Here is a 14,394-nt window from a genome sequence, read left to right on the forward strand (position 1 = left end):
TTATCTTCCAATTACTCAGCAATTTCAAGCGCTTCCTGAATCGGGTGAGTGGTTTTTGCCACATCACCGAAACCGCGCAGGCCCACCACATGTACGTGTTCTTTATCATTAAATATCTTACGTACCAGTTTGTAGGTGGTTCCCTGCTCTGGGCTGATGTTTTCTGGTGCTGCAATCAAAAGCTGCATATCCAGACGGTGACAAAGCTCAAACAGGGTTGAGATTGACTTCGCATCCAGACGTGCTGCCTCATCGAGAAACAACAGACGACAAGGAATCACATCTTTACCACGCAGACGGCGGGATTCTTCTTCCCAGCTCTGCACCACCATCAACAGGATTGCTTGGCCGGTACCAATTGCTTCACCCGTCGACAATGCACCAGATTCCGCTTGCAGCCAACCGTCTGTACCACGATTAACTTCGATACCCAATTCCAGATAGTTACGATAATCTAGCAGTTCTTCGCCCAGAATCTGAGGAGAACGTTGACCCAGGTCGATATGTGGGTTCAAGCGTTGGAACAGTTTTGCCATCGCTTCAGAGAAGGTCAGACGGTTGTTACCAAACAAGTCCTGATGCTGCTCGGCGTTTTCTGCTAGGCCAGCCAGCAGTTGCGCGTGGGTGTCACGAATCGACACATTCAGGCGCACACCTTTCACCTGACCAAAGGCGATGTTAGACAAGCCTTGGTTCAACAGGCGAATACGGTTTTGTTCGCGCTGAATGGTTTTGCGGATAATGTTCGCCACGGACTCTGAGCTGATAGCCAGACGCTTCTCACGCTGAGTCAGTTCTTCCGTCAAACGTGCCAGTTCCACTTCCATTTCTTCAATCGCTTCGACCGGATCATCGGTTCGAATGATGTCGTGGCGAATACGCTCGCGTAGGTGTTGATAAACCGCCACATAGAACAGAACCTTACGCTCAGGACGCGCCATGTCTTCCGACGCTCGCAGTGCATCGCGAAGCGTTTCGTTATCAGCGACAGCCAGACGCAACGCACCCAAGGATTTATCCGACAATGAACGCAGTTCGTCAGCAGACATGTACGCCATTTCACGACGGTTAAGTTGTTTCTCTACGTTACTGCTGCGAGCAATTTTAAGTACATCCATCCAGCCTGCTTTCGCATTCACGACGAAAGTGCGCAGTTCAGTGTATTCTTTGCCTGCTTTCTTCAATGTTTTCACCAGAGACTTCATCTCCAGCTCAATCGACGTCAGGCCTTTTTCCAGCTCACTCTTACGGCTGCGTGATTGTGAAAGCTGCGCATTTAGCTCGTCACGACGAATACGTGCGCGCTCTTCTGCTTCCACATCGGCGCGAACACCTAGCTCCACCAATTCACGTTTGAACTCAGTCACCGTTTCTTGTTTCGCTTGGTGTGAACTCTTCAGAGACGCCAGAAGCTGGTTGTATTGATTCACCTGATCGCGAACCTGCTTAACATGTTCACGTGAGCGGGCACGGGCGCGATCTGCATCCACCAGCTTAGCTTTTAGCTGTTCATTGAGCTCGCTGCTCTTATCAAGAAGCTCAACCGCGTCGGCATAACCAAAGTGGTGACGACGCTCTACCAAATCAGACAACGCGAACAGTGTTTTCTTCAGCGATTGCAGCGCTTCGTCCGCTTGCAGATAACCAGCGTTCAATGCATCAAACTGTTCTGGGTCGGCATCCAGCGTTGAAACCAGATTCTCCAGCTCAGCCAGCGCTTTGCCGTGTTCGCGGGTAAAGTGACGAGCTTCATCTGCTTGTGACAGACGGCTTTCCACTTCTTCCAGACGCGCTTCCAGTGTTTCATCTTCCAACGCGTTAACGACATGCTGAAGTTTGTTCAGAAGTGCAATCGCTTCTTTCGAGCCGGTCAGTTGGCTACGCACCTGCTGCTCGCTCTCGCGAAGCTGAACCAGTTGACGCTGAACACTGCCACGTTTTTCACGCAGGTCTTTCAGTGCCGCTTCTGGATCTTCATTAAACGCCACGTTCATGTGGTTCGACACGAACTGGTTGAAACTCTGGGTCAGACGTTGAAGCTTCTGCGCATCAAATGAGGCTTTGGCGTAGTTTTCGACTAATTCTTCACGCTTTTCACGTAAGATTTCTAAACGGTGCTCACGCGCCGCACGGCCAAATAACGGAATTTTAGGGAAGCGAGAGTAACGGAGCTGACGGTCGTTCAGGTGAACACAAACTGCATCTTCCAACTCTTCAACATCGAATACACTGTCGTCAAAACCGTCTGCATCACCTTCGATGATATAGAGGTCTTCCGGACAATCATCCAGATCCAGAAGCTTCTCTTTAATGCCTTTCAGATCAGGCACCACAATCGCGTGACGTGCTGGGCCATAGAGCGCCGAGAAATACGGCGCATCGTCAATGGTGATGTCATCGTAGATTTCAGAAAGCAGCGTGCCGCCCAGTGTGTCAGCCAGAGATTGCAGACGCGCATCATCGCTGCCGCCCGGTTGCGCCAGACGTTCGATTTCTGCTTCCAGCGCTTGTTTCTCAGCTTGCAGCTTATCGCGGGTCGAGATGGTTTCGCGCTCATCCGCCATCACGCGCTGCATGGTATCCAACACCGCCTGATTGTCATATAGTTCGGCGTCAGTCTGCTCTGCTAATTTCTCCAGCGCTTCTTGTGCGGCAATCCAGGCTGGCGCGACTTTTTCGAACTCAACCGCTTTAGTATTGATTTCGTTTTCGCTGCGCTTCAGTTCACGGACTTTCTCCGCTTGTTCGCCAACCGCTTCTTCTGCGGTTTCCAGACGTTCTTGTTGACGAGCCATTTCCAACTCAACCGCTTCTTCCGAAGCCACGGTTTCGTTGAACTGACGTTGATACTGCTCAGACAGAGTTTTCGCCTGCTGGAAATTGCGCATCTGACGCTCAAGGTCGCGATGCTGTGAAGTCAGCTGTTCTGCGTTTGCCGCAAGGTTCGCGAATTCTCGGCCTTTTACGATCACTTCGCGGGCTTTCGCGCCTGCATCAGAACGTTCGACTTCGCCAGCGATGCTGCACACTAATTCGAGGCCACGCTCGAACTGTTTAGCTGCGGCAGAAGACAGATCCAGCTTGTGTTTCAGGCTTAAAAGCTCAGAGGTTTGTGCCTCTTCCTGCGCTTTCAGTGAACCCAAATATTCGGTTGCGTTTTCTTGTGAAAGCTCGTTATTACCGGTTAGTTCACGGGCTTTTTCCAGCGCTTTCACCGCTTGCTGATATTGCAGCGCGCGGGTTTGCTGCATATCCAGCGCTTGTTGGTAGTCCGCAAGCTGGGTTTTCAGGCTATCCACTTCTTCTTCAGAAAGGTGCGCCTGTTCTTCCGCCATGGCGAGCTGTTCAGTGGCTTCTTCGACCACCATCATCTGCTCTTCGAGGCGGATTGCCAGCTCTTCCAGATCTTCCTGGTAGCGCTCAACTTTCTCTTGCTGACGCACGGCGGTCTGAACCAATTGCAGATGGTCAGACGCGGCTTGATAGTCTTGCTCTAGATGAGTCTGGCTATCAGTCAGTGCATCCAGTTCGTCCGTCATACGGCCAAATGTGGATTGGAAATCGTCCAACTGGCGGCGAGAGCCCAACAGTTCGCCGCGGCGCTGCAGTGCCAGCTCAAGCTTCTTACGACGCTCGTTGGCATGGCGCATGTAGTCGGACGCCACATAGTTGGTCGATTCAGTGATCAGGTGCTTGAACAGGTCACGGTCACGCTGGGTCAGCTTGATGGCTTCTAGCGTCATACGGTTTTCGCGAAGTGCTACTTCCATGTCCTGGAAAGCTTTCTTCACGCCGCCGTTTTGTGGCAACAGGTAATCACGGAGGGATTTGGTAATCGCGCTCGAAATACCGCCGTAAAGGGATGCTTCAATCAGGCGGTAGAACTTAGAACGGTCACTGCTGTTACGCAACTTCTTCGGCAAAGCACCGAATTCGAACATCTGTGCGTGATAGTCAGTCACGGAGTTGAACGCTTTGTAATGCGCCGTATCGTAGTCTGCCAGCGCGTCTTTCACCTCGTTCAATTGACGAACGCGAACCTGATTTGCAGACACGTTTTCGATCAGGATGTCAGTTGGCTTCACACCAGATGGCAATCCCTGAACGATGAAAGGCTTTATATCAACTTTCTTATCGCGACCCGCCACTTGCTGCAGGCGAACACCGAACAGAATACGTTGGTTACGCGAGTTCACCACATCCAGCGCGGCATAACAGGCGCCCGGCTTCAATTTACCGTGCAGGCCTTTATCGCGTGACGCATTAGAGCTGCCCGCTTCTGTAGTGTTACGGAAGTGCAGCAGGCTTTGGTCAGGGATCATCGCGGTGATGAACGCTGCCATAGTGGTGGATTTACCCGCACCGTTACCGCCAGAAAGCGTCGTGACCAGATTGTCGATGTCAAAGGTACGGGCAAAGAAACCGTTCCAGTTGACCATAGTCAGCGATTGGAATTTACCGCGTTGGGTCATGCCTGAACCTCCTGATCATCATCTTCACGCTCTTCGTCGTGTTCTTCATCTTTCAGCAGGCTTGATTGAGCGTGCTCTTGGGTGTGGATGACAGCTTCGCCATCACGGATCAGACGCAGTTGTGCTTCGCGGATATCGTCTCCCGCGCACACATCGGCACCGAAGCGGAATGTCGCTTCGCTCACGCAGAATTTCCCGTTCTCACCGATTGGCACAATCATGCCCAAGCGGCGAAGACGACGCAGTGAGGTCTTCACTTTGTCGAACAGTTTTTCACGGTCCAAGTCAGAGCCAGATGCACGCAGTGTCACCAGCTTCATCAGTTTTTTCTCATCTGCCAGTGTCAGTAGCTCATCGAACAGTTCTTGAGTGGTGAAAATACCTTCCTGTGCCAAACGCTCTGGGCTCAGATAAAGGAAACACAGCACCTTACCCACCAGCATGTCGAGTTCGGACAGCACTGCGCGTCCGATCAGCGAGGTTGAACGAGGGCGCAGGTAAAAGAAGCCTTCCGGCGCTCGCACCAACTCAGCGTTATAACGCTGGTAGAAACGCTGCAACGGGTTTTCGAATTCAATCAGGTATGCATGATTGTCCAGATCTTCGCTGGCAATATGACGGCCAGCACGCAGCGCACTATCCAAAGCCGGGAATAAAGGATTGGCAATCGCTTTGGCCAATTCTTCCGGCATAAATTCTTCAATATTTATCGATGACATTCGCTTGTACCTTGGCTCCATAATCGTTAATTGCCTGCCAGTCCGGCTGAATCGCACTCAAGTCAGATTGCGAGTAACCAAGGCGAACCGCTTGGTTGATCACAATGCGTGCTAAGTCGAAGTGGCGTGCTTGTGGGTGTTGAGCCAGATAGTTTTTCAGTACCACGCTCAAATCTATGCCCTCGCCCGTCGTACGGTGACGAGACAGCATGTCAGAGATTTGGTCGCTCAATTGGTCGTTAACCAGTGTCAGTTCCTCAAACTCGACTTCTGCCGGCATTTCGCCTGTCACTTCGTCATCACGAAGTACCAGTGCTTCGTCACGCATATCGCGTAGACGCTCTGCATCGGCAAAGGTCAGGAACCATGGGTTATCGAAGTATTCTGTCACCGACTGGCGAAGACGCTGGCTGAACGCGCGGTTCTTGTCCATATCGATGGCATTACGAATAAACTTGTGAACGTGGCGGTCGTAACCGATCCACAGATCAATCGCCTGCTGGCCCCAGTTCACAATGCGATCGAGCTTCATTTGCAGGTTGTAGATCATGGCATCAACGAAATCTAAATCGTCACGGCCTTGTACCTGCTCCTGAATATTCAAAAGCTGGGTTTGTAGCTGATCCCCGGCAGATTGCAGGGTGTCCTGAAGTTCGCGGAGTGTGCTGGAGGTTTCGTTCAGCAGTTGCTCACAGTTGGCAATCGCAGCCTGCCAGTCTTGGTTCAACAGCGCAGCAATGTCTTCTTTCACTTTCTGCTGCTGTTCATCCATGGTGCGCTGGTTCAGATCGATACGATCGAAAATTTCGGCCACTGAATACTTCAGTACGCCATAAACATTCTTACGCCAGAAATCTGCATCACCATCTTCTGCGGCAGCGGTCAGGGCTTTATCAATCTCGTCTGCCACCATGGACAGTTGGATAGAAAGCTTGAGAGAGCTGTATTCGCGGTGACGCGCATAGTAATCGCTGATACCCAGTGCCAGCGGTGTGAGCCGGTAAATACTCGCACCGTCTGTCATTTCACTGGTGAAACGGCTTAGCAGGCGGCTGCGTACCAAGTCGTTGATGGCATTGTTTGCACGAAACGCGATAGTTTCGTTAGCTTGATCGAATTGGTCACTGACGATACGGAATGCATCAATCAATTCCCCTTCCCCTAGCTCCTCCTCGTAACGCTCGCTGCTGAGTACGGCAACGGCAAGGAGAAATGCCAGCCGTTCCGGCGGCAGATTGAGGGAGAAGTCATTCGTCTTCACCCAATCAACCAACTCAGGAACAGTCTGAGAGAATTCGCTCATCCGTTTTCCTTGTTGTTTACTTGTAATTATTCTTCGAAAGGCTTTTGCGCGTATACATGAATGTAGCGACCTAACGAGATAAAAGGTTCCTGACGGCAGAGTTTTTGCTCCATCGCCACCACCTGTTCAAAGGTGAACTCGCCCGTTCTCGTGTCTTTCATATAGTCATGGAACGTGCGGACACCACTTTTCCCCAAAATAGTAAAACCAGCCTCTTCAATCCATGTGTAAACATCTTCCGGTTGAAGACCTTTTTGAGGCTGGAGTTTGAAACGTTTTCTGTGCGGCATTCCTTCCTCTACGTGAGTCAAATTTCCGCAAATTAAATTCTTAAACAACAGTCCATTTTGGTTGTAGAACATGACCGACGCAACACCACCCGGCTTAACTTGTGACAGTACGACATTCAATGCTTCACGCGGATCTGCAAGCCATTCCATCACTGCATGAAAAAGCATCAAATCGAAAGATTTATCAACATGTTGTGCGATTTCCTGCGCAGGTGCGTGAATGAACCGATATTGCGGCAGAAGGCCAGCTTCTTCGATATCTTTTTCCGCCAAAACCAGCATCTGTGAAGAAAGATCACACAAGGTCACATTATGACCACGATGTGCAATTTGTTGTGATATCTGCCCTAAACCGCCTCCAGCGTCCAAAACATCTAATGGACCGGATTCACCCAAGTGGTTAAGTATTGATTCGAGATCTTGCCAAACAACGGCTTGGCGGATTTCTCCTTTGCCAGAACCGTAAATATTTTTAACAAATTTGTGGGCAATGTCGTCGAAATTTCTATCCTCTGTCACAGTGCCTTCGTTATCATTGTCTGCTAAGGGGTTTATTTTCGCATAAGCCTGCCGTTAATAAAGGTCTGATGCACTTTCTGGCCCCTGTTTGACTATATTTCGGGCGACATTTCATGTTTGAACTAAAAAAACTTATATCAACTTTACTGATGCCCTTGCCTGCGCTACTGCTTCTTGGATTCTTCGGTCTCTTTTTGATCTGGTTTACCCAGCGCAAAGGCTTCGGTTCGTTCCTCGTTTTTGTTTCGCTGCTGTTAATCTTCTTGGCATCTTTTCAGCCTTTCACCTCTTCACTGCTTATCAAGCTGGAAAGGCAATATGAGCCATTCCTTCCACCGGAGGATCCCGTCGAGTACGTGATGGTGTTAGGTCACGGACATGTCGTTGATGATGAGATTCCGCCAACCTCAGAATTGTCACGTGTGGCGCTCATGCGTCTTGCTGAAGGTGTTCGCATTCACTTTATGTACCCAACATCAAAATTGATACTTTCAGGCTATGATGGCGGCTATGAAGTCAGTCATGCGCGTATGCTGGCGCGGGTTGCGATGGCTCTTGGCGTCAACAAGAACAATATCCTTCTGCTTGAGACTGCCAAAGACACTTGGGAGGAAGCCTTTCAAGCTGCCTCGGTCGTTGGTAACAGCAATCTGGTTCTGGTGACGTCCGCCAACCATATGCCTCGCGCCGTGTATGAGTTCAAAAACGCGGGTTTGAATCCAATTCCTGCTCCAACCAACTTTATGGCACAAAAAGAGATTCACCAGCCATGGATAAAATATGGGCCTCGCGCGCAGTACCTTGAGCAGTTTGAGCGTTATTGGCACGAAAACCTTGGACAAATCTGGCAGCGTCTGCGCGACAAAGTCGCCCAACAGGAAGCGATGCTTGACGGTGACCCCGTTACCTCTCCAGAACAAAATGGAGAAGCTGTAATGGAAGAGCTTGAAGAGCTGGACCAAGCAATGAATCCAGACGCTGGCAATGTTGCCCCCGCTGACTAAACTACATTTCTCTTTCGAAACAAAAACGCCCTGATTTCAGTCAGGGCGTTTTCAATTGTGCTTGATTTTCGGCTTACTGTGATGCAATCAGTTTACGCACCACTTCCAGATCTTCTGGGGTATCAACACCCGCGGGCGGCGCTTCAATCGCAACATCCACATGGATTTTCTCGCCATACCAAAGCACACGAAGCTGCTCCAGACATTCAATATGCTCAATCGGGCTTGGTACCCAGTTAATGTAGGTATTGATGAAGCCTGCGCGGTAACCATAAATACCAATATGGCGTTTAAGGTTGTGGTGAATTTCCGCCGGAGCTTTGGCAAAATTATCGCGATCCCATGGGATCGTTGCACGGCTGAAATACAACGCGTAACCGTCTTTATCAGTGATGACTTTTACCGCATTTGGATTGAACACTTCATCCGCATGGTCGATATTCACTGCCAGTGTCGACATTGGCGCTTCGCTACGTGCTAGATTCTCTGCTACCTGACGAATCACGCTAGGTGGAATCAGTGGTTCATCACCTTGAACATTCACGATGATTTCGTCAGCAGCAAGGCTATATTTCTCAACCACTTCAGCCAGCCGTTCGGTGCCTGATTGGTGATCTTCTCGTGTCATGCACACTTCACCACCAAAGGCATCTGCCGCATCGACGATACGTTGGTCGTCGGTAGCGATAATAACTTTGTCCGCACCTGATTTCATCGCCTGCTCATAAACCCATTGGATCATTGGCTTGCCACCGATATCAACCAATGGCTTAGCAGGTAGGCGGCTCGACGCATAGCGCGCCGGGATCACCACGGTGAATTTCATTGTTTAACCTCGTCAGAAGACATTTCACGTGCTTCTGTCGTCAGCATAACAGGAATGCCTTCACGGATTGGATAAGCCAAACGGTCAAACTTACAAACCAACTCGTTCTTTTCTTTGTTGTAGTTGAGCTTTCCCTTGCACGCAGGGCAAGCAACGATTTCAAGCAGTCGGTGATCCATATCCATCCTTCACTTTCATGATTTTGTTCAAAATGTTGGCTGTATCTGTGTCGCTGAATGCAGCGTCAACAGGCAGATACCACCAATTTTCAATGTCTAGGTACTGGTTGATAAAGGCGCGGCATTTCACTGCGTCTTTTTCTGTCATCAGCAAATTCTGGCCTTTCTTCGCCAATGCGTCCAATTGGGTATATTCAAACGCTTTATGATCAGCAAAAGGCTCGCAGTGCACTGGCTTAACACCAAGTGACGCCAAAGTGTTAAAAAAGCGCTGTGGGTTCCCGATTCCTGCCAAGGCAACAGAGGCGTCGAGTGAATCAGCAGCAGCACGTTCGCCTGTTTTCAGGTTGATGAACTCAGCCGGTTTCAGCGACATCGCGATTTCATCCGCTTCTGCTTCACCGCCGTTGCAGACAACGAAATCGACACTACCCAAGCGATCAATCTGCTCGCGCAGCGGACCAAACGGCATGTAATGTTGATTCCCGAAACGACGTTCACCATCAACGATAACGAATTCAATATCTCGCGCCAGTTTGTAATGTTGAAGGCCATCATCAGTGATGACAATATCCACACCTAACGGCAACAAGGCTTTAACTGCATCACTGCGAACCGGTGAAATAGCGACTGGCGCTTTGGTGCGTTGGTAAATCAAAACTGGCTCATCACCTGCGTTGTCGGTACCAGTGTTTTCATCAACGACAAACGGATAGCTTTCCGCTTTACCGCCATAACCTCGCGAAACCACACCAGGATTAAAGCCTTTGGCTTTCAATTGCTCCACCAGCCAAATCACCACGGGAGTTTTGCCATTGCCACCCACGGTGATGTTGCCAACCACAATGACAGGTACTGGCGCTCGATAGGCATCATTGGTGCCAGCTAAAAATTCAGCGCGACGCCTTTTCGCAATCGCGCCAAACAACTTGCTCAGCGGCCACAAAAGTGGCGCGCCAATCCAACCTAGCGGGTGGTTTTCAAACCAGATTTTTTCGACCAAACCCGCCAAGCGTTATTCTCCAAACTGGATACGATGAAGCTGTGCGTATGCACCATCTTTGGCGAGCAAGTTGGCGTGAGTGCCACGCTCAACAATCTCACCTTCATCGACAACCAGAATTTGATCAGCGTTTTCAATGGTCGACAGTCGGTGCGCAATCACCAGTACGGTTCGATCTTTTTGAAGCTCATCCAACGCTGCCTGGATAGCACGCTCTGACTCGGTATCCAACGCAGAAGTTGCCTCATCGAGAATCAGCACTGGCGCATTACGCAGCAAAGCGCGGGCAATAGCGATACGTTGACGCTGACCACCAGAGAGGCTCACACCGTTCTCACCGATGATTGTGTCAAAACCATTGTCCATATTACGGATAAAGTCTGACGCATAAGCCAAGTCTGCTGCTCGCTCAATCTCTTCGCGGGTGTATTCGTTCTCAGCCGCGTAAGCAATGTTGTTGGCGATGGTATCGTTAAACAGGTGAACATTCTGGGAAACGATGGCAACGTGATCACGCAGGTTACTTAGGGTGTAATCTTCGATTTTTACACCATCAATGGTGATATCACCGCTGTCGATGTCATAGAAACGGGTTAGCAGGTTAGCAATGGTACTCTTACCGGAACCAGAGCGGCCCACCAGCGCCAACGTCTGCCCTGCAGGCAAATCGAAGGTAACATGGTTAAGCGCTGGCGCATCTTTGGTTGGGTAAGTGAAGACAACGTCGTTGACCTTGATATCGCCTCCCACGCGCTCAGTAACATGTTGGCCATTGTCTTTCTCTGTTTCCATTTCCATTAGCTCGAACAGGCTATTGCACGCCGCCATACCGCGTTGGAACTGGGAAGTCACGTTGGTTAATGCTTTAAGCGGACGCATCAAACCAAACATAGCTGCGAATACAACGGCGAAGGTACCCGCACTTAGCTCGCTACGAATAGCATCCGTATTTGCCAGAACCAACACCGCCACAAGTGCGAAAGACGCAATCAGTTGGATCACTGGGTTGGCAATCGCCTGAGCAGATACCAACTTCATCGTTTGCTGACGCATTCGGTTTGAAACATCTTCAAAACGCGCTTTTTCGACTTCCTGACCACCAAAGCTCAGTACCACTTTATGGCCTTTCAGCATTTGCTCTGCCGATGAAGTTACTGACCCCATCGCTTCCTGCATGTTAGAAGAGATTTTACGGAAGCGCTTTGATACAACGCGGATGGCTAACGCAACAACTGGCGCGATGACCAAAAGGATCGCTGACAGTTGCCAACTGTTGTAGAACATCAGGATCATTAGGCCAATGATTGATGCACCTTCACGTACCAAGCTCACCAAAGCACCACTGGTGGCGTTGGCAACCTGCTCTGAATCGTAAGTAATACGGGATAAAAGCGCGCCAGAAGACTCTTTGTCAAAGAAACTGACCGGCATTTTCATGAAATGGTTAAACATGCGGCGGCGCATGGTCATAACAACTTTACCAGACACCCAGGAAAGGCCGTACGCAGAAACGAAGCTCGACAATCCGCGCACAAGCATCAAACCAACGAGATACACCGGCATCCATCTAAGGAAATCACTGTCTACAACGTCATAAGTAAACCCTTCGTCAAGAAGTGGCTTAAGCATAGAAACCATCAGGGTATCACTCGCAGCATTCACAATCAGCGCGATAACGGCAACCACCAGGCCTATTTTATAGTTAGCGATGTATGGCCAGAGCTGTTTAAAGGTTTCCCAGGTCGTTTTATCTTGGTAGTTTGATGACATGTTATTTGCTTATCTTCTTGCAAGTAGCGGGCATTCTACTCTTTTATTGGGGGTGGTCCAAACATCTTCCTGAACCAAAAAGGGTCGATATCTAGGCGTTGGCTACTAACCCGCCAACCCTTGTCTGAGAAATGTACACCCACTTGCCCATGTTGTCCGGTTTCATACCAGGAAATGTCGCGCTCGCGGTATCTATCGACAACGTCTGGGTTAGGCAAGCTCCAGGGGGTATACCGACCTGTCGATGCTATCGCCGCACTGGGATTAACTGCATCGATAAACTCCGGCGAAGAGGATGTTTTGCTACCATGATGAGGAACCAGTAGCACATCTGCACCGATACCGAGCCCCTGTTCTATCAGCTCATTTTCCTGCTCTTTGGGTAAGTCTCCCGTTAGCAAAACCGAGTAGCGTCCATCTGAAATACGCACGACGCAAGAGTCTTCGTTTTCAGCATCGTTAATCAATACAATAGGATACAACACCTCAAAGGTCAGTGATTGCCATTGCCAGTTTGCACCTTGGATACATGGAATATAGCCACTGCCAGTTTCAGGTGTTCTCACCCAGTCTGGAGAAAGATTTTCAATGACCCAATCTTTTCCTCCGGAATGATCATTGTCTCCATGGCTTATAATCAACCCTGCTAATTTGCTGTTTCTTGCTGACAAGATTGGCTCAATCACAGATTGCGCAATACTTCCTGATGACCAAGCAGCGCCTGTGTCATAGAGGATGGCCTCTCCATTCTTTTCGACCAACACTGCCAGTCCATGCCCCACATCTAGAACATCAACCTGCCAACCGTCTTCTCTTTGCATAGGGCCTCGCCACCCCAACAACGTAAGTACCAGCACAATGGAAAGCACTCTGATTCTGGCAAACTTCAACCTAGTCATTAGATAAAAGGTCAACACCAAAACAAACACAAATAAAATGGATACACCATGGACATCCAGCCACCCGATATCCGCATGGTTTAACATCTGGCGAACAGGCCAAAGCGAATAATCTGCAAGGCGCCAAAGCCAAGCATTACTGAACAATAGACTTGAGAGAAGCGACAGTAATATCATAGGAACAGTCACCAGACTGACGATTGGTACTGCAAGCAGGTTGCAAACTAGGGAAAGGAAGCTGACGCCACCAAACCATGCCCACATGAGTGGCAACATACCAACCAAGAGATAACACTGCATCCTGAATAATTGGAATAGGTAGTTAACCGCTCCTTTCGAATCTCCTCCTCTGGTTGTCAGTGTCATTACGCAAAGCACCATCACTGCACCAAAGGAGAGCCAAAAGCTTACAGAGAACACAGATAATGGATCGGTGAGAAGTACGATACCTAATACTAACAAAAGGGTATTGAAAGGACTGACGCCGAAGCCCGACAACCTGATGCACATGAAAACAATCAATGCAATGACTGCGCGTTGAGCCGTCAGAGAAAACCCAGCTAACCAGGCATATGAGACAGCAAAAACCAAACCTACCAATACTGAGATCCAAAGGTATCGGTCTGACGGAGTTAGCATGGGCAATAGACCTTTAGTTACTCTGTAACCAAAAAAGAAAGCCAAACCGATATGAAGCCCTGAGATAGCAAGAAGGTGTGCCAACCCCGTATTCCTGAGAGCAATCCAATTCTGACTGTCTAAAAACGCCCTTTCCCCAAATGCGAGCGCCACCAGGAAAGCGCTGTTTTCAAATGGGAGAATTTGCGGAAGATTCCGGTCAAAAAGCCACTGCCTTGCCGATATCCCTTCATCGACAAGCTTTGCAGAAAGTACGCTGCCTTTGGCGTGAATATGTTTTGAAAGAAAATAGGTTTCAGCATCAAACCCAGCTTCATTGACTCTTCCATAGGGCTCGCGGAGTCGAACAGTGAGTTCCCATTGTTGCCCTTGTTTGACGGGAAATTCACTACGCCAATAAAAACGGGCACGGAATTTCTCAAAGGCGCTCAATTTACGTCCATTCACTGTGTCGACATCAAAGATTACACTTGTTTGCTGATTTTCCCCTGTAAAAAGACTGCCAACTTTGCCCGCTATGGTAGTATTCTGAAGCACTGTCAAAGCGGTACTGGTTTTAAACAAATGCAGTGTCGCTGCACTGGACGCCACCAGACAACCAATGGTGAGACCAATTACAAACAGGGGAATGCGTTTGCATTGGACAAGGATGACAGCGAGAAGCCCAAGCAACAACATGGGCTCCGGGAGCGCTGGCCACCATCTAAGCGAGACTATAGCCACTACGATACCGAGCATGACCTTCATGCTGGTAGCCGTTCCGTGTGAAAT

The 14,394-nt window shown here is 49.5% G+C and carries 10 protein-coding genes; 1 reads left to right on the top strand and 9 read right to left on the bottom strand.

What is annotated here, in order from left to right; translation table 11 throughout:
• Positions 1-11: 11 nt before the first annotated feature.
• From mukB to cmoM, 4 genes are read right to left on the bottom strand one after another with little or no spacing between them, the layout of a single operon-like run.
• Complete coding sequence (gene mukB, locus VP504_RS03340; RefSeq protein WP_325892939.1) at positions 12-4,472, bottom strand: chromosome partition protein MukB; 4,461 nt, start codon at positions 4,470-4,472, stop codon at positions 12-14.
• Positions 4,469-5,191 (bottom strand): chromosome partition protein MukE, encoded by a 723-nt coding sequence (gene mukE / locus VP504_RS03345; RefSeq protein WP_325892940.1) that lies wholly within the window; start codon positions 5,189-5,191, stop codon positions 4,469-4,471. Before mukE ends, mukB begins: the two co-directional genes overlap by 4 nt.
• On the bottom strand, positions 5,172-6,494 hold the full coding sequence (gene mukF, locus VP504_RS03350) for a chromosome partition protein MukF (protein WP_325892941.1): 1,323 nt from the start codon (positions 6,492-6,494) through the stop codon (positions 5,172-5,174). The genes mukE and mukF overlap by 20 nt, the downstream gene beginning before the upstream one ends.
• 26 nt (positions 6,495-6,520) lie before the next feature.
• Positions 6,521-7,303: a tRNA uridine 5-oxyacetic acid(34) methyltransferase CmoM gene (cmoM, locus tag VP504_RS03355; RefSeq protein ID WP_325892942.1), complete on the bottom strand. Its 783-nt coding sequence runs from the start codon at positions 7,301-7,303 to the stop codon at positions 6,521-6,523.
• 113 nt (positions 7,304-7,416) lie between these two features.
• Here cmoM and elyC point away from each other — a divergent pair, with 113 nt between their 5' ends.
• The gene (elyC, locus tag VP504_RS03360; RefSeq protein WP_325892943.1) at positions 7,417-8,307 is read left to right on the top strand and encodes an envelope biogenesis factor ElyC; all 891 of its coding nucleotides are present in this window, start codon (positions 7,417-7,419) and stop codon (positions 8,305-8,307) included.
• 73 nt (positions 8,308-8,380) lie between these two features.
• Here the strand turns inward: elyC and kdsB are convergent, their stop codons facing one another.
• The 5 genes from kdsB to VP504_RS03385 are packed head-to-tail and all read right to left on the bottom strand — an operon-like array spanning position 8,381 to position 14,370.
• The gene (gene kdsB, locus VP504_RS03365; RefSeq protein WP_325892944.1) at positions 8,381-9,133 is read right to left on the bottom strand and encodes a 3-deoxy-manno-octulosonate cytidylyltransferase; all 753 of its coding nucleotides are present in this window, start codon (positions 9,131-9,133) and stop codon (positions 8,381-8,383) included.
• Positions 9,130-9,312, bottom strand: coding sequence for a Trm112 family protein (locus tag VP504_RS03370; protein WP_005505130.1), 183 nt, complete (start codon positions 9,310-9,312; stop codon positions 9,130-9,132). Before VP504_RS03370 ends, kdsB begins: the two co-directional genes overlap by 4 nt.
• A complete protein-coding gene (gene lpxK, locus VP504_RS03375) occupies positions 9,293-10,324 on the bottom strand; it encodes a tetraacyldisaccharide 4'-kinase (protein ID WP_325892945.1) in 1,032 nt (343 codons plus the stop codon). Before lpxK ends, VP504_RS03370 begins: the two co-directional genes overlap by 20 nt.
• A 3-nt stretch (positions 10,325-10,327) precedes the next feature.
• Positions 10,328-12,085 carry a lipid A ABC transporter ATP-binding protein/permease MsbA gene (gene msbA / locus VP504_RS03380; RefSeq protein ID WP_325892946.1) on the bottom strand — a complete coding sequence of 586 codons (1,758 nt, stop codon included), beginning with the start codon at positions 12,083-12,085 and terminating at the stop codon, positions 10,328-10,330.
• A gap of 35 nt (positions 12,086-12,120) precedes the next feature.
• On the bottom strand, positions 12,121-14,370 hold the full coding sequence (locus VP504_RS03385) for a DNA internalization-related competence protein ComEC/Rec2 (protein WP_325892947.1): 2,250 nt from the start codon (positions 14,368-14,370) through the stop codon (positions 12,121-12,123).
• Between the last annotated feature and the right edge of the window lie 24 nt (positions 14,371-14,394).

Origin of the sequence: Grimontia sp. NTOU-MAR1 (assembly GCF_035758505.1) — a bacterium.
Taxonomy (GTDB): domain Bacteria; phylum Pseudomonadota; class Gammaproteobacteria; order Enterobacterales; family Vibrionaceae; genus Enterovibrio; species Enterovibrio marinus.

Excerpts from the sequence above, each read along its gene's own strand:
- mukB (WP_325892939.1), bottom strand. The coding sequence starts at position 4,472 with ATGACCCAACGCGGTAAATTCCAATCGCTGACTATGGTCAACTGGAAC.
- VP504_RS03370 (WP_005505130.1), bottom strand. The coding sequence starts at position 9,312 with ATGGATCACCGACTGCTTGAAATCGTTGCTTGCCCTGCGTGCAAGGGA.
- mukE (WP_325892940.1), bottom strand. The coding sequence starts at position 5,191 with ATGTCATCGATAAATATTGAAGAATTTATGCCGGAAGAATTGGCCAAA.
- elyC (WP_325892943.1), top strand. The coding sequence starts at position 7,417 with ATGTTTGAACTAAAAAAACTTATATCAACTTTACTGATGCCCTTGCCT.
- kdsB (WP_325892944.1), bottom strand. The coding sequence starts at position 9,133 with ATGAAATTCACCGTGGTGATCCCGGCGCGCTATGCGTCGAGCCGCCTA.
- mukF (WP_325892941.1), bottom strand. The coding sequence starts at position 6,494 with ATGAGCGAATTCTCTCAGACTGTTCCTGAGTTGGTTGATTGGGTGAAG.
- msbA (WP_325892946.1), bottom strand. The coding sequence starts at position 12,085 with ATGTCATCAAACTACCAAGATAAAACGACCTGGGAAACCTTTAAACAG.
- VP504_RS03385 (WP_325892947.1), bottom strand. The coding sequence starts at position 14,370 with ATGAAGGTCATGCTCGGTATCGTAGTGGCTATAGTCTCGCTTAGATGG.